Annotated in this window: 18 protein-coding genes; 10 read left to right on the top strand and 8 right to left on the bottom strand. The window is 71.9% G+C overall.

Annotated elements, in window-relative coordinates; translation table 11 throughout:
• Positions 1-5: 5 nt before the first annotated feature.
• The gene (locus ACFC0G_RS15550) at positions 6-617 is read right to left on the bottom strand and encodes a hypothetical protein (protein ID WP_376403060.1); all 612 of its coding nucleotides are present in this window, start codon (positions 615-617) and stop codon (positions 6-8) included.
• Between the two features lie 122 nt (positions 618-739).
• Here ACFC0G_RS15550 and ACFC0G_RS15545 point away from each other — a divergent pair, with 122 nt between their 5' ends.
• Positions 740-1,345 carry a hypothetical protein gene (locus ACFC0G_RS15545; RefSeq protein ID WP_376403057.1) on the top strand — a complete coding sequence of 202 codons (606 nt, stop codon included), beginning with the start codon at positions 740-742 and terminating at the stop codon, positions 1,343-1,345.
• Here the strand turns inward: ACFC0G_RS15545 and ACFC0G_RS15540 are convergent.
• Genes ACFC0G_RS15540 through ACFC0G_RS15530 form a run of 3 tightly spaced genes read right to left on the bottom strand, consistent with a single transcriptional unit; the run spans position 1,332 to position 3,706 of the window.
• Positions 1,332-2,114, bottom strand: a complete 783-nt coding sequence (locus ACFC0G_RS15540; RefSeq protein ID WP_376403054.1) for an enoyl-CoA hydratase/isomerase family protein — start codon at positions 2,112-2,114, stop codon at positions 1,332-1,334. The genes ACFC0G_RS15545 and ACFC0G_RS15540 overlap by 14 nt on opposite strands.
• On the bottom strand, positions 2,111-2,542 hold the full coding sequence (locus ACFC0G_RS15535; protein ID WP_376403333.1) for a Zn-ribbon domain-containing OB-fold protein: 432 nt from the start codon (positions 2,540-2,542) through the stop codon (positions 2,111-2,113). Before ACFC0G_RS15535 ends, ACFC0G_RS15540 begins: the two co-directional genes overlap by 4 nt.
• 21 nt (positions 2,543-2,563) lie before the next feature.
• Positions 2,564-3,706: a lipid-transfer protein gene (locus ACFC0G_RS15530; RefSeq protein WP_376403051.1), complete on the bottom strand. Its 1,143-nt coding sequence runs from the start codon at positions 3,704-3,706 to the stop codon at positions 2,564-2,566.
• A 154-nt stretch (positions 3,707-3,860) separates the two neighbouring features.
• On the opposite strand from ACFC0G_RS15530, the gene ACFC0G_RS15525 reads away from it, so the two are divergent.
• The gene (locus ACFC0G_RS15525) at positions 3,861-5,423 is read left to right on the top strand and encodes a FadD3 family acyl-CoA ligase (protein WP_376403331.1); all 1,563 of its coding nucleotides are present in this window, start codon (positions 3,861-3,863) and stop codon (positions 5,421-5,423) included.
• Positions 5,424-5,584: 161 nt separating this feature from the next.
• Positions 5,585-6,244: a hypothetical protein gene (locus ACFC0G_RS15520; RefSeq protein WP_376403048.1), complete on the top strand. Its 660-nt coding sequence runs from the start codon at positions 5,585-5,587 to the stop codon at positions 6,242-6,244.
• A 296-nt stretch (positions 6,245-6,540) separates the two neighbouring features.
• On the opposite strand, the gene ACFC0G_RS15515 is transcribed toward ACFC0G_RS15520, so the two are convergent.
• A complete protein-coding gene (locus ACFC0G_RS15515; protein WP_056648850.1) occupies positions 6,541-6,744 on the bottom strand; it encodes a hypothetical protein in 204 nt (67 codons plus the stop codon).
• A gap of 225 nt (positions 6,745-6,969) precedes the next feature.
• Positions 6,970-10,068: a BTAD domain-containing putative transcriptional regulator gene (locus ACFC0G_RS15510; RefSeq protein ID WP_376403044.1), complete on the bottom strand. Its 3,099-nt coding sequence runs from the start codon at positions 10,066-10,068 to the stop codon at positions 6,970-6,972.
• 179 nt (positions 10,069-10,247) lie between these two features.
• Between ACFC0G_RS15510 and ACFC0G_RS15505 the strand changes: the two genes are divergently transcribed.
• Positions 10,248-11,498, top strand: a complete 1,251-nt coding sequence (locus ACFC0G_RS15505; RefSeq protein WP_376403041.1) for an amidohydrolase family protein — start codon at positions 10,248-10,250, stop codon at positions 11,496-11,498.
• Positions 11,499-11,558: 60 nt separating this feature from the next.
• Here the strand turns inward: ACFC0G_RS15505 and ACFC0G_RS15500 are convergent, their stop codons facing one another.
• Entirely contained in the window at positions 11,559-12,089 is a 531-nt protein-coding gene (locus tag ACFC0G_RS15500; RefSeq protein WP_376403038.1) for an RICIN domain-containing protein, read from the bottom strand.
• 300 nt (positions 12,090-12,389) lie between these two features.
• Here ACFC0G_RS15500 and ACFC0G_RS15495 point away from each other — a divergent pair, with 300 nt between their 5' ends.
• From ACFC0G_RS15495 to ACFC0G_RS15470, 6 genes are all read left to right on the top strand, one after another.
• Positions 12,390-13,310, top strand: a complete 921-nt coding sequence (locus ACFC0G_RS15495) for an LLM class F420-dependent oxidoreductase (RefSeq protein WP_376403035.1) — start codon at positions 12,390-12,392, stop codon at positions 13,308-13,310.
• Positions 13,311-13,324: 14 nt separating this feature from the next.
• Positions 13,325-14,086: an SDR family NAD(P)-dependent oxidoreductase gene (locus tag ACFC0G_RS15490; protein ID WP_376403032.1), complete on the top strand. Its 762-nt coding sequence runs from the start codon at positions 13,325-13,327 to the stop codon at positions 14,084-14,086.
• Between the two features lie 164 nt (positions 14,087-14,250).
• The gene (locus ACFC0G_RS15485; protein ID WP_376403328.1) at positions 14,251-15,375 is read left to right on the top strand and encodes an LLM class flavin-dependent oxidoreductase; all 1,125 of its coding nucleotides are present in this window, start codon (positions 14,251-14,253) and stop codon (positions 15,373-15,375) included.
• Between the two features lie 144 nt (positions 15,376-15,519).
• Complete coding sequence (locus tag ACFC0G_RS15480) at positions 15,520-17,259, top strand: amidohydrolase family protein (RefSeq protein ID WP_376403029.1); 1,740 nt, start codon at positions 15,520-15,522, stop codon at positions 17,257-17,259.
• Positions 17,256-18,728 carry an aldehyde dehydrogenase family protein gene (locus ACFC0G_RS15475; protein WP_376403026.1) on the top strand — a complete coding sequence of 491 codons (1,473 nt, stop codon included), beginning with the start codon at positions 17,256-17,258 and terminating at the stop codon, positions 18,726-18,728. The genes ACFC0G_RS15480 and ACFC0G_RS15475 overlap by 4 nt, the downstream gene beginning before the upstream one ends.
• Before the next feature lie 283 nt (positions 18,729-19,011).
• Complete coding sequence (locus ACFC0G_RS15470; protein ID WP_376403023.1) at positions 19,012-20,577, top strand: APC family permease; 1,566 nt, start codon at positions 19,012-19,014, stop codon at positions 20,575-20,577.
• Between the two features lie 126 nt (positions 20,578-20,703).
• Here the strand turns inward: ACFC0G_RS15470 and ACFC0G_RS15465 are convergent, their stop codons facing one another.
• Entirely contained in the window at positions 20,704-20,919 is a 216-nt protein-coding gene (locus ACFC0G_RS15465; RefSeq protein WP_376403020.1) for a hypothetical protein, read from the bottom strand.
• Between the last annotated feature and the right edge of the window lie 13 nt (positions 20,920-20,932).

Genomic DNA, 20,932 nt, shown 5'->3' with positions numbered 1-20,932 from the left:
TCCCGCTAGCGCTGCTGCGGGGGCGGGCCGTCCCGGTCCGGGTCCCAGACCGGGACCTCGAAGGGCTGGGTCGGCGCGGCGTACGGGGGCGAGGCCTGCGGGTGCGGGCGGGGCCCGTCGTCGGGGAGGTCGCCGACGGGCGGGCCGTCCAGCGTGGGGTGGGTGGGCCGCGGCTCGTGGGCCACCGGCTCCACCCGGTGCGCGCGGACCCGGCCCGACATGACGAGCGCGCCGAGCAGCAGCAGGACGCCGCCGCCGAAGGCGTTCGCGACGCCGTCGCCGAGACCCCGGCCGTCGCCGGAGACCACGAGGCTGCCCTCGGCCTGCCCGACCCGCACCATCCAGAAGACCGTGAAGCCGAGGACGACGAGCCCGGCGAGGGCGACGAGCAGCCGCGAGCGCAGGACGACGCCCACCACGGTCACCAGGGCGGCGAACGCGAAGGGCAGCAGGATCGAGCCGATCACCTCGGCCTTGGCGTCCGTGATGCCCGTGAACAGCTCGTCGATGGCGTAATCGCGTCCGTGACGGCCGTCGTACCAGGCACGGAAGGGGCTCCAGACGGCGGCCGTCGCTCCGGTGAGGGCCAGGACCGAGCCGACGACGTTACGGATCATCGATCGGCCTCCTAGACGGTCCGGCTCTCGTTCACGACGCTACGCCGGGTGTGGGGGGCCCGCCATGCGGCCCGGACCATGGCCTAGGGTGTGGCGCGAACACGACAGAACGGGGAGGGCCGATGGTGCGCACGCGCCTGAAGATGGCGGCGACGCTCACGGTGGTGGTGCTCGCGCTGACCGGATTCCACACCGGCCACGGCCACGGCAGCAGCAGCGGCGGCAGCGGGAAGAGCAAGAGCGGCAAGAGCCGCAGCCACTCGGACGACGACGATTCGGGCGGCGGCTGCTCCAGCGACGAGAAGGACAACGACGACTACAGCGGCTCGGGCGGCTCCGGATCGCAGACGACGGCGCCCACCCCCACCGCCTCCCGCGCGGTGGCCGAGGTCGTGGTCGTCGACTGCGTGAAGCCCGCGCAGAAGAAGCGCAAGGGCAAGCCGGCCCGCAAGGCGGACACCACGGCGACCCTGCGGATCACCTCGAAGAGCGCGTACACGGAGACGTTCGAGGTGACCCTGGAGTTCAAGGGCTCGAACGGGTCCGCGGTGGACTCGGCCGACGCCCTCGTCACCGTCGAGGGCGGCGGGACGAAGACCTTCGAGGTCGCGATGAAGACCCCGAAGGCCGTCGGCCAGGTGAAGAACTGCTGGGTGTACGACGTGCGCGAGGACGACAGCGCGACCGACATCCCCTCGGAGACCCCCTCCGCCGCTACCTCGTCCTGAACCCCGGCCCCCGCCCCCGCCCGGTGAACAGCTCCGCCTGACGCTCCGGCGTCAGGTTCCCCAGGGTGACCAGGTGCGGCGCGTGGGCGAGGGCCGGGGCGCGGGACGGCTCGGTGACCGACCAGAGCGCCCGGACCGTGCCCTGGACGGCCTCGGTCGGGTGCGCGGCGATGACGGCCGCGGCCTGCCGGGCGGCCTCCAGGGCCCCGCCGGTCGCGGTCAGCTCGGAGACGAGCCCCGTCTCGTACGCGCGCCGGGCCGAGATCCGCTCCGCGCTGCCCATCAGGGCCATCCGGGCGATCTCCCCGTAGGGCATCCGCTGCGCCATGTGGACGGTCTCGAAGGCGCTGACCATCCCGTAGGTGGTGTGCGGGTCGAAGAAGGTGGCGTCCTCGCCGGCGATCAGGAACTCGGCCTCGCCGAGCAGGTAGAACGCCCCGCCGCAGGCCATGCCCTCGACGGCGGCGATCACCGGTTTCCACAGGTCGTTCGCCTTGGGGCCGATCGTGAGGAGGGGGTCGTCGATCGTGTACGGGGAGGAGGGCTGCGGGATGTTCCCGACGGCGTCCCGGTCGATCCCGGTGCAGAAGGCCCGCCCGCCGGCCCCGGTGACGACGATCGCGCGGACCTCGTCCTCGTACCGGAAGCCCCGCCAGACGGCGGCGAGGTCGCGGGCCATGTCGAGGGTGATCGAGTTGTGCTTCTCCGGCCGGTCGAGGGTGACGACGGCGACCCCGGTCTCCTTGTCGCGCTCGACGCGTACGGTCATCCCCGCTCCAGGAGCCAGCGGGGGACGGTGACGCCGTCGACCTCGGTGAAGGCGACCTTCACCGGGGCGCCGATCCGCAGCCGGCCCGCGTCGACCGAGTTCAGGGGTGCGTCGGGGGCGGCGACGACGTTGCCGACGAGGCGGATGCGGGGTGCCTCGGCCAGTTCGACGAGGACCGCGTTGTACCCGGGCTGGGCGGCGTAGTCGGGCAGGAGCGGCGGGTGGGGCAGGACGTACGACCAGATGCGGCCGCGTCCGGACATGAGCCGCCACTCGCTGTCGAAGGAGCGGCAGTGCGGGCAGCAGGGGCGGGGCGGGAAGCGGAGCTCTCCGCAGTCGGGGGCCGCGCAGGCCTGGACGCGGAGTTCGCCCCGGGCGGCGTACTCCCAGAAGGGAGCGCCGTCCCCGTCGGCGACGGGTGTCAGCATCGGCATCGGTGTCTCGGCTCCTCAGGCTCGAAGGAGGATCGCGGAGGTGGGGACGCCCTCGCCGGCCGTGACCAGGCAGGTGGCGGCGTCGGGTACTTGGGCGGTGGAGGTGCCGCGGAGCTGCTTCACGCCCTCGTTGATGAGGTTGAAGCCGTGGACGTACGCCTCGGAGAGGCCGCCGCCGCCGGTGTTGAGGGGCAGCCGGCCGCCGATCTCCAGGGCGCCGCCCTCGGTGAACGCGGCGCCCTCGCCGCGCCCGCAGAAGCCGTAGCCCTCCAGGGAGAGCGGGACGAGCGGGGTGAAGGCGTCGTAGATCTGGGCGACGTCGACGTCCTGGGGGCCGAAGTCGGCCTGTTTCCAGAGGTGTCGGGCGGCGGTCCAGGCGGGTCCGGAGAGCGGGTCGTCGTTCCAGTAGTTGACCATGCCGTGGTGCTGGGCGGGCAGGCCCTGGGCGGCGGAGTGCACGTACACCGGCTTCCGGCGGCAGTCGCGGGCCCGTTCGGCGGAGACGATGACGCAGGCCAGCGCGCCGTCGGTCTCCAGGCAGTTGTCGAAGAGGCAGAGGGGTTCGCTGATCCAGCGGGAGGTCATGTACATCTCGCGGGTCAGCGGGCGCTCGTACATGATCGCGGCGGGGTTCTGGTTGGCGCGGTTGCGGCAGGCGAGCGCGACGTTGAAGAGGTGGTCGCGGGTGGCGCCGTACTCGTGCATGTAGCGGCGGGCGAGCATGCCGATCTCGTCGGCGGGGCGGAGCAGCCCGAAGGGGCGGGTCCACTGGCCGGGGGTGGCGAGCTGGGCGGCCGTGTTGGTCCAGGGCCGGGGGCCGCTGCCCCGCTTCCGGGAGCGCCAGGCGACGCCGACGCTCGCCTGGCCGGTGGCGACGGCGGCGGCGAGGTGGCCGACGGTTGCGCAGGAGCCGCCGCCGCCGTAGCCGACCTTGGAGAAGAAGGTGACGTCGCCGGCGCCGATGGCCTTGGCGACCTCGACCTCGTCGGTCTCCTCCATCGTGTAGGAGGCGAAGCCGTCGACCTCGGAGGGGTCGATCCCGGCGTCGTCGAGGGCGGCGAGGATCGCCCGGCAGGCGAGGGCCTTCTCGCTCTCGGGGAGCTGTTTGGCGAAGTCGGTCTGTCCGATCCCGACGATGGCCGTGGCGTCCTTGAGCAAGACAACCTCCCGGAGTGGCAACGCTACTGACAGCGCGTCAGGTTACAACTAATCTGACGGATAGTCAGCTCACGGGAGTGGGCGGAGTGGACTGCCGGAGGTGGAGATGCGCGGTGAGATGCGCGGTGAGATGCACGGCGGGATGCCCGGCGGGATGCGTGGCGACCTGGAGTGGGGCACGATCCCCGGGCTCGTACGGGCGGCGGCCGGGCGGTACGGGGAGCGGGAGGCCGTCGTCGACGGCCGCGTCCGCGTCACGTACGCCGAGCTCGGCGAGCGCGTCGAACGGGCCGCCGCGGCCTGTCTCGCCACCGGGATACGGGCGGGGGACCGGGTGGCGGTCTGGGCCCCCAACACCCTCGACTGGATCGTCTCGGCGCTCGGCGCCGTCACCGCGGGCGCCGTCCTCGTCCCCCTGAACACCCGCTTCAAGGGCACCGAGGCGGCCTACGTCCTCCAGAGCTCCCGGGCCCGCCTGCTCTTCGTCACCGGAACCTTCCTCGGCACCTCGTACGTGGCCTCCCTGCGCCGCTCGGGCGTCGAGCTCCCCGACCTGGAGAAGGTCGTCGTCCTCGGCGACACCGCGCCCGACGAGGCGGGCTGGACGACCTGGAAGGCCTTCCTCGCGGAGGGCGACCGGGTCCCGGCCGCGCGAGTCCGCGCGCGGGCCGACGCGATCGACCCCGCCGACCCCTCCGACATCATCTACACCTCGGGCACCACGGGCCGGCCGAAGGGCGCCGTCATCGGCCACGCCCAGACGCTGCGCTGCTACGCGGTCTGGTCCGAGCTCGCCGGCCTCCGGGAGGGCGACCGCTATCTCGTCGTCAACCCGTTCTTCCACACCTTCGGCTACAAGGCCGGCATCCTCGCCTGCCTCATGCGCGGCGCGGTGATCGTCCCGCAGCCCGTCTTCACCGTGGACACCGTCCTCGCCAACATCGCCGCCGAACGCGTCACGGTCCTGCCCGGTCCGCCCACCCTCCACCAGTCCCTCCTGGACCACCCCGCCCGCCCGGCGCACGACCTCTCCTCGCTCCGGCTCGTCGTGACGGGCGCGGCGGTGGTCCCGCTCCGGCTCGTCGAGCGGCTCCGCACGGAGCTGGGCGTCGGCACGGTCCTCACGGCGTACGGACTCTCCGAGGCGAGCGGCATCGTCACGATGTGCCGCCGCGACGACCCGGACGAGACCGTCGCCACCACCTCGGGCCGCCCGATCCCGGACACGGAGGTCCGCCTCTCGCCCACCGGCGAGGTCCTCGTCCGGGGCCACCACGTGATGCGCGGCTACTTCGAGGACGAGGGGGCGACGGCGGCGGCGGTCGACGAGGACGGCTGGCTCCACACCGGGGACATCGGCGTCCTCGACGAGGCCGGCAACCTCCGCATCACGGATCGCCTGAAGGACATGTTCATCGTCGGCGGCTTCAACGCCTACCCGGCCGAGATCGAGCAACTCCTCGGCCTCCACCCCGACATCGCGGACGTCGCCGTCGTCGGCATCCCCGACCCGAGGCTCGGCGAGGTCGGCAAGGCCTTCGCGGTGCGGAGGCCGGGGGCGCGGGTGACGGCGGACGACCTGATCGCCTGGTCGCGGCGGGAGATGGCGAACTACAAGGTGCCGCGCGAGGTCGAGTTCGTGACGGAGCTGCCGAGGAATGCGAGCGGGAAGGTGGTGAAGGGGGAGCTGAGGGAGAGGGCGGCGACGGGGAGCTGACGGCGTGGGCTGACCGACGGGGGCTGACCGAAGGGGGCCCGCGTGGGGCTGACCCACGCGGGGCCGGCACGCGTGGGGAGTGCAACCAACTCCCCACATGCACACGTCATACGGGCAGTCTTACGCCTCCTTTACCCCGCCCCCTCCTCCAGGAGCAGCCGGTGTCGACGCAAGAGATCCGCCTCACCCTCACCCCGCAGCAGGCCGCGACCGGCGTCGTCATCCCGGTCAACCTGCCGACCGGCCCCGCCCAGCTCAGTGTCCCGCCCTGCCGCCACGGCGACCTCGTCCCGGCCCGGCTCGGCAACGACACGGTGTACGTGCGCATCACGGTCGGCGGCGGCCCGCAGCAGGCCAAGAAGTCCGGCGTCCTCGGCTGCCTGGTCCCGCTGATCGTGATCGGCGCGCTCGTCGGCGGCGCGTTCCTCCTGGACGACGACAAGGACTCCGCCGGCTCCCGGGGCCCGGGCCCGATTCCGACCTTCTCGGTCTCGCCCTTCCCGAGCCTCGACCTCGACCCCACCGCGACCGCCGCCCCCACCGAGAAGGAGCCCGACCCGTTCGAGAAGGGCACCTGCCTCAACGGGCAGCTGCCCGACTCCGAGACCGCGCAGAGCGTCGAGGACGTCGAGGAGGTCTCCTGCTCGGCCTCCGACGCCCACTACAAGGTGATCCAGACCTTCCCGTTCACCTCGGACATGAACAAGTGCAACGCCAACCCCAAGACGGAGTACGCCTTCTCGCACCGGTACACGATGAACGGCGCCGTCATGAGCGAGTACGTGTACTGCCTGGTCGGCCTCGGCTCCTACGCCCGCTGACGTACGAGCACGACGACCCCGGCCTCTTCCCGCACGACCCGCCACCCTGGCCCGGCGCGATCAGGATCTGTCAGGTCGGTCCGCCGGCCGTCCGCGCACACCAGAGGGGCCGGGCAGCTGCCCGGCCCCTCTTCGCGGTGGTCCGATCGCGTTGCGCACGGGCCCTGCCCGGACGGATCCCCCCTGGGTCCGTCGGGTGTCCCCCGAGTCCGTGTGCTCCCCCGTCGACCGGACCTCCCTGGGCCCCGGCAGCTCCCCCGAAGTCGCCGCCGCGGCCTTTCCCCGTCGGGAATGGTCTACTTGGCCGGCTCCGACGTCGCGTGCAGGTCGTCGGTGGTGGCGACGGGAGGCTTCTCCCGGGTCAGGACCTTGTCCGCGATCGCGTTCGCGGGCTCGGACGTGGCGTGCAGGTCCTTGGTGACGATCTGCTCGCTGCCCGTGCCCGTGGCGTGCAGGTCCTGCGGCGTGACGATCGGGTCCGTGGCGTCGATGTCGCCCATGGTGGTCCCTTCCTGATGGATGGCTTCGCGTGCTGGTGTGTGGAGCCCGTCCGGCTGTTCCCCCGTGGACGGTCGGACGGGCCCCTTGGGGCCGTTCACCCTAATGCTTCGGGGAGACCGGCTTCACCGGCGACCCGTCTGCCCCCCGACGCGACGGATCGTTGAGGACAACTCTGCCGGGGGGCGATAAACGAATGATGAACGCCCTGCGGGGGAGGCCCGGGATCAGGCGGCCACCCGTGCCGCCAGAAGGGCCCTGACCTCGGACGCTTCCGGGACCGACAACTCCTCGTAGATGTCGAGGGCTTCCTGCCAGCAGACCTGGGCGCGTCCCGACTGTCCGATGCCGTGGAGCGCCCGGCCGAGGACGGTGAGGACGTTGCCGCGCCGCCATTCGCCGCCGATGCCGCGGAGTACGGTCAGGGCCTTCTCCGCGCTCGCCGCGGCCGCCCCGTACCGGTGGGCGGCGATGTCGACCTCGGCGATGCGGAAGAGCGCCATGCCCTCCCACAGCCTCTGCCGGCTGTCCACGAAGACGGCGAGTGCCTCGCGGAGTCGCTGCCCGGCGGCCGGGAGCTGTCCGCTCTCGGTGAGCGCGAGGCCGAGGGCGTAGCGACCGTTCGCACCCCTGAGGGCATGGCCCATCTCGTCGTACATGTCGACGCCTTGCTGAGCCATGCGGACGGCGTCCTCCTGGCGGCCCGTCGCGAGGTGGATGCGGGAGAGGTTGCACAGCGCCGCGGCCTCGCCCGCGCGGTCCCCGGCGGCACGGAACTCGGCGATGGCCAGGGTGAGGTGCCTGTCCCCGTCCTCGTACCGCGTCTGGTAGAGCGCGATGGCGCCCCTGGCGTTCGACGCCCAGCACGTGGGGAGCGGATCCTGGACGGACCGGGCCATGCGGACGACCTGCTCCGCCTCCTGCTCGGCGCGGTCGAAGCGGCCCTGGTGGTGGTGCACGTACGCCAGGGTGAGGGCCGACCGGCCCTCGGTCCGTACGTCGCCCGTGCGCCCCGCCGCCTCCCGGAGGACCGTCGCCACCGCCTCGTACTCCTTCGAGTTCGCGCCCGACTCCGCGAGGTCGAGCGACGCCCACAGCAGGTCCACCGCGCGGCGGAGGGTGCCGGGGGAGGAGGCGGACTGGCGGACCGTCGCGAGGAGGCAGTTGGCTTCCGCGTAGAGCCAGTCCTGGGCCGTGTGGCGGTCGGTGAAGGTGAGGCCCTCGTGGGTCGTGGGTTCCAGGTGGTCGACCAGGCGGTCGCCCGGGCGCTCGATGGCGTACACCCGCGCCGCCGTCGAGAGGTAGAAGTCCAGGAGGCGGGAGAGGGCCGATTCCTTCTCCGACGGCGGTTGTTCGTCGCGGTCCGCGCAGGCACGCGCGTAGAGCCTGACCAGGTCGTGGTAGCGGTAGCGGCCCGGTGCCGCCGATTCCAGGAGGGACGTGTCGACCAGGGCCTCCAGGAGGTCCTCCGTGTCCCAGAGGGGGAGGTCCAGGACGGCCGCCGCCGCCGCGAGCGAGATGTCCGGGCCGTCGGCGAGGCCGAGGAGGCGGAACGCGCGGGCCTGGGCCGGTTCGAGCTGGCCGTAGCCGAGTTCGAAGGTGGCCTTGACCGCGAGGTCGCCCGCCTGGAGTTCGTCGAGGCGCCGGCGCTCGTCGGCGAGCTTCGCCGCCAGGACCGAGACCGTCCAGGTCCGGCGGGCCGCCAGGCGGGACGCCGCGATGCGGATCGCGAGGGGGAGGAAGCCGCAGGCCGCGACGACGTCGAGGGCCGCTTCCCGTTCCGCCTGGACCCGTTCCTCTCCGACGATCCTCGTGAAGAGCTGGAGCGCTTCCTCCGGGGACATCACGTCCAGGTCCACCAGGTGCGCGCCCGCCAGGTCGACCATGCGGATACGGCTCGTGACCAGGGCCGCGCAGCCCGCCGTGCCGGGCAGCAGCGGGCGGATCTGGGCCGCGTCCCGGGCGTTGTCCAGGAGGACCAGGACCCGGCGGCCGTCGAGCGTCGAGCGGTAGAGCGCGGCGCGGTCGTCGAGGGAGTCGGGGATGGCCGAGTCGGGGGTGCCGAGGGCGCGGAGGAAGGAGCCGAGGACGGTTTCCGTGGCGGCGGCGCGGTTGCCGGCGCCCTGGAGGTCCACGTACAGCTGCCCGTCGGGGAAGTGCGGCCGTGCCTCGTGGGCGACGTGCACCGCGAGGGTCGTCTTCCCGACGCCGCCGATTCCCGCCAGCGCGGAGACGGCCATGACGTGGCCCTCGGCGGTGGCGAGCCGGGCGCCGAGTTCCCGTACGAAGGAGGCCCGGCCCGTGAAGTCCGGGACGGTGGCGGGGAGCTGCGCGGGGCGTGCGACGGGCGCGGCCGCCGGGGCCGCCTCCTCGACAGGGCGGGCCAGTTCGGCGTCGCCCTGGAGGATGCGCTGCTGGAGCCGGGAGAGTTCGGGGGTCGGGTCGACGCCGAGTTCGTCGGCGAGGAGCCGGCGCGTGTCCGCGTACACGGCGAGCGCCTCCGCCTGCCGTCCGCTCCGGTAGAGGGCGAGCATGAGCAGCTCGCGGAGCCGCTCGCGCAGCGGGTGCGCGGCGGTCAGCGCGGTCAGTTCGGAGACGGCCTCGGCGTGCGCGCCGACCTCCAGGTCGATGTCCAGGCGGGTTTCGAGGAGCGTCAGCCGCCATTCCTCCAGGCGGGTCCGCTGCGTCTCGGCGTACGGGCCGGGTACGGAGGCCAGCACCTCGCCGTCCCACAGGGCGAGGGCCTCGGCGAGCCGCGCCCTGGCGCCCGCCCGGTCCCCGGAGGACCGCAGCTTCTCGGCCTCGGTGGCCAGTTCCTGCGCGGTGAGGAGGTCCAGGGCCTTGGTGCGCAGCGCGTAGCCGCCGGATTCGCTGACGAGGACCTTCGGGTCGAGGGCCTTGCGGAGCCGTGAGGCGTAGGTCCGTACGGCCGCGAGGGCCTGCGAGGGCGGTTCCTCGCCCCACAGTGCGTCGATCAGTTCGGAGGCGGTGGCGGTGCGTCCGCCGCGCAGGAGCAGGGCGGCGAGCAGGGCGCGCTGTTGGGGCGAACCGGTGGACAGCGCCTCGCCGCCACGCCAGGCCCGCACGGGCCCGAGCACCCCGAAGCGCAGCTCACCGCCGGTCGCGCGCTCGATGCCGGTACTCGTGCCGGTGCTCTTGTCGGTACTCGTGCCGGTACTCGTTTCGGTACCCGTGCCGGTGCTCTTGTCGGTTCTCTTGCCGGTGTTCGTGCGCACCTCGGAATCCGTGCTCGCGCCCGCGTCGGCACCCGCGCTCGCCTTCGGAGCCCGCTGCGCCGGAACTCGCTGCCCGTCTTCACGGTGCATAGCTCCCCCTGCCCGTACCGCTGGTTTCGCCCAGGACAGTCTGCCTTGTCCGGAGGGAGTCCGTCAGCAGCGGGTCGGCCCGGAGGCGGGGCCGGAACGGGGCTGGAACGTGGCCGTTGCGCGACCGTTGTACGCCGCGATAGCTGACGGGCCGTCAGATCGGCGCTACCGTGAAAGCCATGGAGAGCATGGAGAGCATCGAGACAGCCGCCGAGGCCTTCCCGAGGATCATCTCGGTGGACGACCACACCGTGGAGCCCCCGCACGTCTGGCGGGACCGGCTCCCGTCCCGCTTCCACGACACCGGGCCCCGGATCGTCCGCGCCCCCCTCAAGGAGATGACCTTCCTCGGCGGCAAGTTCGCCCCGGTCATGGGCGCCAAGGGCGACGACGGGCCCATCGGCGACTGGTGGGTCTACGAGGACCTGCACCGTCCCCTCACCCGGCTCGACACCGCCGTCGGGTACGACAGGGACGAGATACGCCTCGAAGTCATCACGTACGAGCAGATGCGGCCGGGCTCCCACTCGGTCCCCGACCGCCTCGCCGACATGGACGTCAACCACGTCCAGTCCGCCCTCTGCTTCCCGACCTTCCCGCGCTTCTGCGGCCAGACCTTCACCGAGGCGAGCGACCGCGAGCTCGGGCTGCTCTGCGTCCGCGCCTACAACGACTGGATGGTGGAGGAGTGGTGCGGGCCCGAGGCCCACGGGCGGCTCATCCCGCTCACCCTCATCCCGCTCTGGGATCCCGAGCTCGCCGCCGCCGAGGTGCGCCGCAACGCCGCGCGCGGGGTCCGGGCCGTCGCGTTCTCCGAGATCCCGCCGCACCTCGGGCTCCCCTCGGTCCACACGGACCACTGGGACCCCTTCTTCCGGGCCTGCGACGAGACCGGCACCGTCATCGCCATGCACATCGGCTCGTCCAGCCGGATGCCGTCCACCTCCGCCGACGCCCCGCCGGCGGTCGGCTCCACCATCACCTTCGCGAACTGCTGCTTCTCGATGGTCGACTGGCTGATGAGCGGCAAGTTCGAGCGCTTCCCGAACCTGAAGATCATGTACGCGGAGGGCCAGATCGGCTGGATCCCGTACATCCTGGAGCGAGCCGACGTCGTCTGGGAGGAGAACCGCGGCTGGGGCGGGGTCGCCGAGAAGGTGCTGCGCCCGCCGTCGGAGCTCTTCGCCGGCCATGTCTTCGGCTGCTTCTTCGACGACGCCTTCGGGCTCCGCAACCTCGACGCCATCGGGGCGGGCAACGTCCTGTACGAGACGGACTACCCGCACTCCGACTCGACCTGGCCCAAGTCGAAGGAGGTCGGCGAGGCCCAGATGGGTCACCTCGCGCCGGATGTCGTCGAGCGGATCGTGCGCGGCAACGCGATCGATCTGCTGGGGCTGACGCCGGAGGGGCTCTGGCCCGGGCGGTGAGGCCGGGTGGGGCGGATCAGGGTCCGTTCGGCGCCCTGATCCGCCCGGTACGGGCAGGTCTCAGCGCGCCGCCCACATCTGGTTGGTGCCTCCGGTGCACTCCCACTGCTGGGCCCGGGCGCCGTTGGCCTTGCTCCAGCCGGAGATCTCCAGGCACTTCCCGCTGTTCCTGTTGATCAGGTAGAAGACGTTGTCGTCGATGAAGTGCTCGTCCCACACCTGGTTGGCTCCCCCGTGGCAGTCCCACTGCCGGACGGTCGCGCCGTTGTCCTTGCTCCAGCCGGCGACCTCCAGGCACTTGCCGCTATTGGCGTTCTTCATGGTTCCCCACCAGCGGTTGCCCTCCCAGCCGCCCTCCGCGACCCAACGCTGGTTGGCGCCGTCGTGGTAGTCCCACTGGTTGACGAGGGCGCCGTCGTTCATGGCCCAGCCGCCGACTTCCAGGTACCTCTCGCTGTACAGGTTCTGCCAGTGGTGCCCGCCGAGGTCCTGCGCGGCGGCGGGCGCCGCCTGGGCGCCGGCGACGAGCCCGAGGGCCGCGGCGGCCGTCCCGAGTGCGCGCAGTGCGGTGGCCGTCTTCTGTCCGAGCATGCTTCCCCCGTGGGCTCTCCCTGATCGGGGCCGCTTACCGGTGCGGTCCCGATGTACGGCGCCGAGCGTAGGGTCCCGGATCCGACCCGGGCTCCTGCGGAGGGCGGATCCCCGTCCCGGGATGCCCGTGGGCCGTCCCAGGGACGCCCGGGACGCCTGTAACCCCTCCCCGGGACGTCCGTAACCCACTGCCTGGACTCCCGAACCCGTCCCGCGCGAGCCTTGCCTGATGAACCGTCAGGTACCAGCATGGGGGCTCGCCCGCACACATGACGGTTCGTCAGATCGAGGGGGTTTCCCATGGTGGTCTACGGGATGCAGCTGCCCGTCCAGTCGCAGTCCACCCTCTACGCCGAGGCCTGGGAGGCGGCCGCGGGGCCGGCGGACCTGCTGGCCGTCGCCCGGGCCGCCGAGGCCCACGGTTTCGACTACCTCGCGAGCTGCGACCACGTCGCCATCCCGCGCCGCCTCGCCGGGGCGATGAGCACCGTCTGGTACGACCCGGTCGCCACGCTCTCCTTCCTCGCCGCCGCCACCGAGCGGGTCCGGCTCCTCTCGCACGTCGCCGTCGTCGGGCTGCGCCATCCGCTCGTCACCGCCAAGGCGTACGCGACCCTCGACCACCTCTCCGGTGGCCGGCTGGTCCTCGGCGTCGGCGCCGGGCACGTCCAGGAGGAGTTCGAGGCGCTCGGCGTGGACTTCGCGCGCCGGGGCGCCGTGCTCGACGAGACCGTCGACGCGCTCCGGTCGGCCCTCGGCCCCGAGGAGTACCCCGAGCACCTGGGCGAACTCTTCGCCTTCAAGGACCTCGGGCAGCTGCCCCGGCCCGCCCAGGAGCGGGTCCCGGTCTGGGTGGGCGGCTCTTCGCCGGCCGCCGTGCGCCGCGCCGCGCTCCGGGGCGACGGCTGGCTGCCGCAGGGCGACCCGCGCGACAGGCTCGCCGAGCAGATCCAGCGGCTCCTGCGGCTCCGCGCCGAGGCCGGGATCGCCGAGCCGATCACGGTCGGCGCGATCACCGAGGCGCTGTATGTCGGCGAGCCCGGCTGGGCGGTCGGCCGCCGCACCCTGAGCGGCCCGCCGGAGGAGCTCGCCGCCTCCCTGCGCGCGTACGGGGAGATGGGCGTGCACCAGATCCAGGTCCGGTTCCGCTCCCGGAGCCGTACCGAACTCATCGACCAGATGGCGGCCTTCGGCACGGAGGTCGCCCCCCACCTGAACTGAGGAGCGTGGCAGGCATGGGCAAGCTGGACGGACGGGTCGTCCTCGTCACCGGCGCGGCGCGCGGGCAGGGCGAGCAGGAGGCGCGGCTCTTCGCCGCCGAGGGGGCGCGGGTCGTCCTCGCGGACGTGCTCGACGAGGCCGGCGAGGCGCTCGCCAAGGAGCTGGGGGAGGAGCGGGCCGCGTACGTCCGGCTGGACGTGACCGGCGAGGACGACTGGGCGGCGGCCGTGGCCTTCGCCAAGGAGCGGTTCGGGAAGATCGACGGGCTCGTCAACAACGCCGGGATCCTCCGCTTCAACGAGCTGCTCTCCACTCCCCTGGAGGAGTTCCAGGCGATCGTCTCGGTCAACCAGACGGGCTGCTTCCTGGGCATCCGGACGGTCGCGCCCGAGATCGCCGCGGCCGGCGGCGGGACGATCGTCAACACCGCCTCGTACACGGGGCTCACCGGCATGGCCGGGGTCGGCGCCTACGCGGCGAGCAAGCACGCCGTCCTCGGGCTGACCAAGGTCGCGGCGCTCGAACTGGCCGCGCGGAACATCCGGGTGAACGCGGTCTGCCCCGGGGCGATCGACACCCCGATGAGCAATCCGGAGGGCGTGGACCCGGCCTCCACGGCCGAGCTGTACCGGAAGCTCGTGCCGCTCGGGCGGATCGGGCGGCCGGCGGAGGTGGCGGCGCTCGCGCTCTTCCTGACGGGGGAGGACTCGGCGTACATCACCGGGCAGCCGTTCGTGATCGACGGCGGCTGGCTGGCGGGCGTCAGCCTGTTCTGAGTCCGCTCGGAGCCGCCGCTCGGAGCCGCTCCGAGCCGCTCCGAGTCAGCCAAGAGTTCTGTTCTGACGAGTCGTCAGGTATTGACGCACCCACTCCGTGGTGCGAAAGTCGGGCACATCAGAGATCTGACGGTTCGTCAGAAATAATGAGGACGGTGAACCCCTTGGAATTCGGGATCTTCGTACAGGGATACGTCGGCAAGCGCGCCGAGACCGATCCCGAAGCCGAGCACAAGGCCCTCATGGAGGAGACCGAGTACGTCATCCAGGCCGACAAGTCCGGGTTCAAGTACGCCTGGGCCTCCGAGCACCACTTCCTGGACGAGTACTCGCACATCTCGGCCAACGACGTCTACCTGGGCTACCTCGCCCACGCCACCGAGCGGATCCACCTCGGCTCCGGCATCTTCAACCCCCTCGCCCCCGTCAACCACCCGGTGAAGGTGGCCGAGAAGGTCGCCATGCTCGACCACCTCTCCGGCGGGCGCTTCGAGTTCGGCTCGGGCCGCGGCGCGGGCTCCCACGAGATCCTCGGGTTCATGCCGGGCATCACCGACATGAACCACACCAAGGAGATCTGGGAGGAGACGATCGCCGAGTTCCCCAAGATGTGGCTCCAGGACGAGTACGTCGGCTTCCAGGGCAAGCACTGGTCGCTGCCGCCCCGCAAGATCCTGCCCAAGCCGTACGGGGCGTCCCACCCCGCCATGTGGTACGCGGCCGGGTCCCCCTCCTCGTACGCCATGGCCGCGAAGAAGGGCCTCGGCGTCCTCGGCTTCAGCGTGCAGAAGGTCTCCGACATGGAGTGGGTCGTCGAGTCGTACAAGACGGCGATCAAGGAGGCCAAGGCGGTCGGCGACTTCGTCAACGACAACGTCATGGTGACCTCCACCGCGATCTGCGCGGAGACCCACGAGAAGGCCGTCGAGATCGCCGTCTCCGGCGGCCTCAACTACCTCCAGTCGCTGCTCTTCCGCTACCACGACACCTTCCCCCGGCCCGAGGGCATCCCCGAGTGGCCCGAGCTGCTCCCCGAGTACTCGGCCGAGATCATCGAACTCCTCATCCAGGAGGAGCTGATGATCTGCGGCGACCCCTCGGAGGTCCTCGCCCAGTGCAAGCGCTGGGAGCAGGCCGGGGCCGACCAGCTCTCCTTCGGCATCCCGATCGGGATCTCGTACGAGGACACGATGAACTCGATCAAGCTGATCGGCGAGCACGTGATCCCCAAGATCGACACGGACCCGGTGCACCGCACGACCCGCTTCCGCCAGGCCGCCGGTTCCTGACGGCAGGGCGGGGCGCAGCCCCCTCGTACGAGCGCGGGGCGGTGTCTTCCCGGACCGCCGCCCCGTACCTGCCCCGGCCGGTGGCCGTTCCGCGGCGGCCCCGGTCCGGGGCACACCCGCGTCCACGGACAGAAAGGGACCGTCATGCTCGACCACCTGATCACCGGCGCCACCGTCGTGGACGGCACCGGCGCCCCCGCCTTCACCGCCGACGTCGGGATACGCGACGGACGCATCGCCGTCGTCGCCGAACCCGGGACCGTCAGCGAGGAGGCCCGGACCACCGAGGACGCCACCGGCCTCGTCCTCACCCCCGGCTTCGTCGACCCCCACACCCACTACGACGCCCAGCTCTTCTGGGACCCGTACGCCACCCCCTCCATGAACCACGGCGTCACCACCGTCGCCGGCGGCAACTGCGGCTTCACCCTCGCCCCGCTCCACCCGGACCGGCCCGAGGACGCCGACTACACGCGCCGCATGATGTCCAAGGTCGAGGGCATGGCGCTGGCGGCCCTTGAGGAGGGCGTCGACTGGGGCTGGTCCTCCTTCGCCGAGTACCTCGACGCCCTCGAAGGGCGGATCGCCGTCAACGCCGGCTTCATGGTCGGCCACTGCGCCCTGCGCCGGTACGTGATGGGCGAGGACGCCGTCGGCGGACAGCCCACCCCCGAGCAGCTGGAGCACATGGTCGCCCTCCTCAAGGAGGCCATGGAGGCCGGGGCCTGGGGACTCTCCACCACCCAGTCCTCCACCCACTCCGACGGCGACGGCGCCCCCGTCGCCTCCCGGCACGCCACGCCCGCCGAGCTCATCGCCCTCTCCCGGGCCGTCGGCGAGCACGAGGGCACCCAGCTGGAGGCGATCCTCGCGGGCTGCCTCGACCAGTTCTCCGACGCCGAGATCGACCTGTTCGTCGAGATGACGGCGGCGGCCGGACGCCCGCTCAACTGGAACGTCCTCACCATCGACGCCGCCGTCCCCGAGCGCGTCCCGCGCCAGCTCACCGCCTCCGACCGGGCCCGCAAGTCCGGCGGCCGGATCGTCGCCCTCACCATGCCGATCCTCACCCCCATGAACATGTCGCTCGGCACGTTCTGCGCCCTCAACCTCATCCCCGGCTGGGGCGAGATCCTCGCCCTCCCCGTCCCCGAGCGGATCGCCGAGCTCCGCGACCCCGACGTCCGGGCCGAGATGCTGCAGCGCGCCGACTCCAAGGAGGCCGGGGTCTTCCGGCGGCTGGCCCACTTCGGCCGGTACGTCATCGGCGACACGTACAGCAAGGAGAACGAGGGCCTGAGCGGCCGGGTCGTGAAGGACATCGCCGCCGAGCGCGGCCAGGACCCCTTCCAGTGCCTCGTCGAGATCTGCGCCAACGACGACCTGCGGACCGTCCTGTGGCCGATGCCCAGCGACAACGACCCGGCCTCGTGGGCGCTGCGCCGCGAGACCTGGGACCACGAGGACGTGCTGCTCGGCGGCTCGGACGCCGGCGCGCACCTGGACCGGATGTGCGGGGCGCCGTACACGACCCGGTTCCTCGGCGACTGTCTGCGCGGCCGGAAGCTGGTCCCGCTGGAGCGTGCGGTGCGGATGCTGACCGACGAGCCGGCCCGGCTCTTCGGGCTGCGCGAGCGGGGCCGTATAGAGGAGGGCTTCCACGCCGACCTCGTCCTCTTCGACCCGGAGCGGATCGAGGCGGGCCCGGCGACCCTCGTGCACGACCTGCCGGGGGACAGCCCGCGGCTGGACTCGCGGGCGATCGGGATCGTCTCGGTCCGGGTCAACGGCGTGGAGACCGTACGGGACGACGAGGTGACCGGCGCGATCCCGGGGAGGGTGCTGCGCTCCGGCCGCGACACGAGGACGGTGGCGACACGATGACCGGTACCGCGAAGGTGAGGACCGAGCGGCTCTTCATCGGCGGCGAGTGGGTCGAGCCCGACGGCGGCCACTACGAGGTGATCGACCCGGCCACGGAGGAGGTCGTCGGCCTCGCGCCGGAGGCCTCGCGCGCCCAGGTGTACGAGGCGGCCGCCGCGGCCCGCGCGGCCTTCGACTCCTGGTCGCGGACGAAGCCGGAGGAGCGGGCGGCGATCCTCGACCGGGCCGCGGACCTCATGGCCCGGGACGCCGAGGAGAACGTCCTGCTCGCACGGGCCGAGACCGGCGCCACCACCGGCACCGCCCGCGGCATGCAGGTCGCGGTCGGCTCCTCCCGCTTCCGGCGGTACGCCCGGGGCGCGATGGAGCCGGTCGAGCAGGCGCTGCCGCCGCAGATCAACGAGGCCGGTCCGATGGGCAAGGCCGGGGTGTTCGGCGCGGTGGCGGTGCGGCGCCCGGTCGGCGTCGTCACCTGCATCACCTCGTACAACAACCCCTGGGCCAACCCGGCGGGCAAGATCGCGCCGGCGCTCGCGATGGGCAACACGGTCCTCGTGAAGCCGGCCCCGCAGGACCCGCTGTCGGTGTACGCGATGACCCGGGCCCTGGCGGAGGCCGGCGTCCCCGCGGGCGTCGTGAACGTCGTCACCGGCTCCTCCGTGGAGTCCGGGCAGGCGGCCGTCGACTCCCCGGACGTCGACATGGTCTCCTTCACCGGCTCGACGGCCGTCGGGCAGGCGATCGGCGAGGTCTGCGGGCGCTCGCTCAAGCGGCAGCTGATGGAGCTGGGCGGGAAGGGGGCCGCGCTCGTCTTCGACGACGCGGACCTGGACTCGGCCGTCATGGGCATCGGGACGACCTTCGCCTTCTACAGCGGGCAGATCTGCACGGCCCCGACCCGGGTGCTCGCGCAGCGCGGGATCTACGAGCAGCTCGTCGAGAAGCTGACCGGCTTCATGGCCTTCATGACGGTGGGGGACCCGGCGGAGCGGGGCACGGTGGTCGGCCCGGTGATCTCGGCGGCCCACCGCGACCGGGTGGAGTCGTACGTCGAGCTGGGGCGGAAGGAAGGGGCGCGGGTCGTCGCGGGCGGCGAGCGCCCGGACTTCGCCAAGGGCTTCTACGTGGCCCCGACCCTGCTCGCGGACTGCACCAACGAGATGCGGGTGGTCCGGGAGGAGATCTTCGGTCCGGTGGTCGTGGTCGTCCCCTTCGACGGGGAGGAGGAGGGCATCGCGCTCGCCAACGACAGCGACTACGGGCTCATCGACTACGTGTGGTCCGGCGACGTGGCCCGCGCCTTCCGTGTCGCGGCCCGGCTGCGGGCCGGCGGGGTGGGCGTGAACACGATCGGGCGGAACATGGAGGCGCCGTTCGGCGGATTCAAGAAGAGCGGGGTCGGACGGGACGTCGGCTCGTACGCGCTGCACGCGTACAGCGAGCTCCAGTCGGTCGTCTGGCCGGGCTGAACCCGGGCCCGGCCCGGGCTCTCCCCGGGTCGACGGCATCCCGGGGAACCGCCCGGAAAATTCCTCGGGAAATTTTGAAAACGGACATTTGGGGTACTGCTGCGGTTCCCGCATATCGGACACGGATCGACCGACCTACCAGTTGGTCGGTCCGCCCCGGTCGTCGATCTTTCAATCATTGGTCGGTGTCCGCTTCGACCCGCGCAATGCAAGGCGATGATCGATCAAATGAGCGGAGTTCGATCTTCCGGATATGGAAACCGCAGCATTTAACGTCCTGTTCATGACTCAGGTGGATGTGCGGCCCCAGGCCGGAGACACGGTAAGGCCAGTCGAGGACCCGGGCGGCACCCAGGCCGTCCGCACCAAGGGCCTCGGAGGCAACTCCGTCGGCCTGCTCGGCAGTGCCGTCATCGGCATCTCGACCGTCGCCCCCGTCTACTGCCTGACCTCGACGCTCGGCTCCACCGCCGGCGAGGTCGGCCTGCAGATGCCGGCGATCTTCCTCGCGGGCTTCCTCCCGATGCTCCTCGTCGCCTTCGCGTACCGGGAGCTCAACAAGGTCATGCCCGACTGCGGCACCTCCTTCACGTGGACCGTGAAGGCCTTCGGCCCCAAGATCGGCTGGATGTGCGGCTGGGGCCTCGTCATCGCGACGATCATCGTGCTGTCCAACCTCGCCGGCGTCGCGACCTCCTACTTCTGGCTCCTCGCGGGGGAGATCAGCGGCAGCGACTCCATCGCCGCCCTGGACGACAACAAAGCCGTCCACATCATCACGTGCCTCACGCTCATCGCCGTCGCCACCGCGATCAGCTACCGCGGCATGACCGCCACCAAGGGCCTCCAGTACACCCTCGTCGGCCTCCAGCTCGTCGTCCTCGTCGTCTTCGTGGCGATGGCGCTGTCGAAGGCCGGCGACTTCGAGACCTCGGTCTCCTTCTCCTGGTCCTGGATGAACCCCTTCGCGGTCCAGTCCTTCGCCGCCTTCACCGCCGGCCTCTCGCTCTCGATCTTCATGTACTGGGGCTGGGACGCCTGCATGGCGACCAACGAGGAGACCACCGGCAGCGCGAAGACCCCCGGCCGCGCCGCGCTCATCGCGATGGTCGTGCTCGTCGCCTCGTACCTCGCCACCGGCATCGCCGCGCAGATGGTCGTCGGCTCCGGCGAGGAGGGCCTCGGCCTCGCGAACCCGGAGACCTCCGACAACGTCTTCGCCGCACTCGCCGGTCCCGTCATGGGCCCGACGCTCGGCATCCTGCTCTTCGTCGCGGTCCTCGCCTCGGCGGCCGCGAGCCTCCAGACGACCTTCATCCCGGTCGCCCGCACGGTGCTCGCCATGTCCACGTACGAGGCGCTGCCGAAGTCCTTCACCAAGGTCCACCCGGTGTTCAAGACCCCCGGCAAGGCCACGATCGTGGCCGGCGTCGCCACCGGCGTCTTCTACACCGTCATGACCCTCGTCAGCGAGAACGTCCTGGTCGACACGATCTACGCGCTCGGCCTGATGATCTGCTTCTACTACGCCCTGACGGCCTTCGCCTGCGTCTGGTACTTCCGCGGCGAGCTCTTCCGCTCCGGCCGGAACTTCGCCTACAAGGGCCTCATGCCGCTGCTCGGAGGGCTGATGCTCACGGCCGTCTTCGGCAAGACCCTGTACGACATGTGGGACCCGGCCTACGGCTCCGGCTCCGCCGTCTTCGGCGTCGGCTCGGTCTTCGTGATCGGCGTGGGGCTGCTGCTCCTCGGCGTGGTGATCATGCTGGTCATGCAGCGGAAGAGCCCGGCGTTCTTCCGGGGCGAGATCCTGACGAAGGAGACCCCGTCGCTGGTGGTCGCCGACTGACCGGTCCGGTAGCCGAATCCTGAGTCATCCGAAACGCGAAGGCGGCGGGCCCGTGGGGGGTCCCGTCGCCTTCGTCATTCCGCCGTACGGGGTAGGGGGTACGGGGTCGGGCCGGGGTGCGGGGGGTCAGTGCCCGGGGAGCAGGTGCTCCACGGCCGCGTTGGCCGGCGGCAGGTCGGGGGTGCCGGCCGGCTTCGCCTTGGGGGTCAGGACGCCGCTGAGCGGGACGACGGAGGGCAGGTTCATGCCGCCGGTGTCGGCGGCTGCGGTCCCGGCGGTGGCGCCCGCGGCACCCGCGGCGGCGAAGACGGTCAGGGCGGCTGCGGTGAGGATCCTCTTCATGCCCGCTCCAACG

This window comes from Streptomyces sp. NPDC056169 (assembly GCF_042268445.1).
In the GTDB taxonomy this organism is placed as follows: Bacteria; Actinomycetota; Actinomycetes; order Streptomycetales; family Streptomycetaceae; genus Streptomyces.
Note: the sequence above shows the minus strand (reverse complement) of the source record. Positions and strands in the feature narration are given on the sequence as shown.

Bases quoted from the DNA above. Each gene is read 5' to 3' on its own strand.
- ACFC0G_RS15550 (WP_376403060.1), bottom strand. From the start codon at position 617: ATGATCCGTAACGTCGTCGGCTCGGTCCTGGCCCTCACCGGAGCGACG.
- ACFC0G_RS15545 (WP_376403057.1), top strand. From the start codon at position 740: ATGGTGCGCACGCGCCTGAAGATGGCGGCGACGCTCACGGTGGTGGTG.
- ACFC0G_RS15540 (WP_376403054.1), bottom strand. From the start codon at position 2,114: ATGACCGTACGCGTCGAGCGCGACAAGGAGACCGGGGTCGCCGTCGTC.
- ACFC0G_RS15535 (WP_376403333.1), bottom strand. From the start codon at position 2,542: ATGCTGACACCCGTCGCCGACGGGGACGGCGCTCCCTTCTGGGAGTAC.
- ACFC0G_RS15525 (WP_376403331.1), top strand. From the start codon at position 3,861: ATGCGTGGCGACCTGGAGTGGGGCACGATCCCCGGGCTCGTACGGGCG.
- ACFC0G_RS15515 (WP_056648850.1), bottom strand. From the start codon at position 6,744: ATGGGCGACATCGACGCCACGGACCCGATCGTCACGCCGCAGGACCTG.
- ACFC0G_RS15510 (WP_376403044.1), bottom strand. From the start codon at position 10,068: ATGCACCGTGAAGACGGGCAGCGAGTTCCGGCGCAGCGGGCTCCGAAG.
- ACFC0G_RS15505 (WP_376403041.1), top strand. From the start codon at position 10,248: ATGGAGAGCATGGAGAGCATCGAGACAGCCGCCGAGGCCTTCCCGAGG.
- ACFC0G_RS15500 (WP_376403038.1), bottom strand. From the start codon at position 12,089: ATGCTCGGACAGAAGACGGCCACCGCACTGCGCGCACTCGGGACGGCC.
- ACFC0G_RS15495 (WP_376403035.1), top strand. From the start codon at position 12,390: ATGGTGGTCTACGGGATGCAGCTGCCCGTCCAGTCGCAGTCCACCCTC.
- ACFC0G_RS15490 (WP_376403032.1), top strand. From the start codon at position 13,325: ATGGGCAAGCTGGACGGACGGGTCGTCCTCGTCACCGGCGCGGCGCGC.
- ACFC0G_RS15480 (WP_376403029.1), top strand. From the start codon at position 15,520: ATGCTCGACCACCTGATCACCGGCGCCACCGTCGTGGACGGCACCGGC.
- ACFC0G_RS15475 (WP_376403026.1), top strand. From the start codon at position 17,256: ATGACCGGTACCGCGAAGGTGAGGACCGAGCGGCTCTTCATCGGCGGC.
- ACFC0G_RS15470 (WP_376403023.1), top strand. From the start codon at position 19,012: ATGACTCAGGTGGATGTGCGGCCCCAGGCCGGAGACACGGTAAGGCCA.
- ACFC0G_RS15465 (WP_376403020.1), bottom strand. From the start codon at position 20,919: ATGAAGAGGATCCTCACCGCAGCCGCCCTGACCGTCTTCGCCGCCGCG.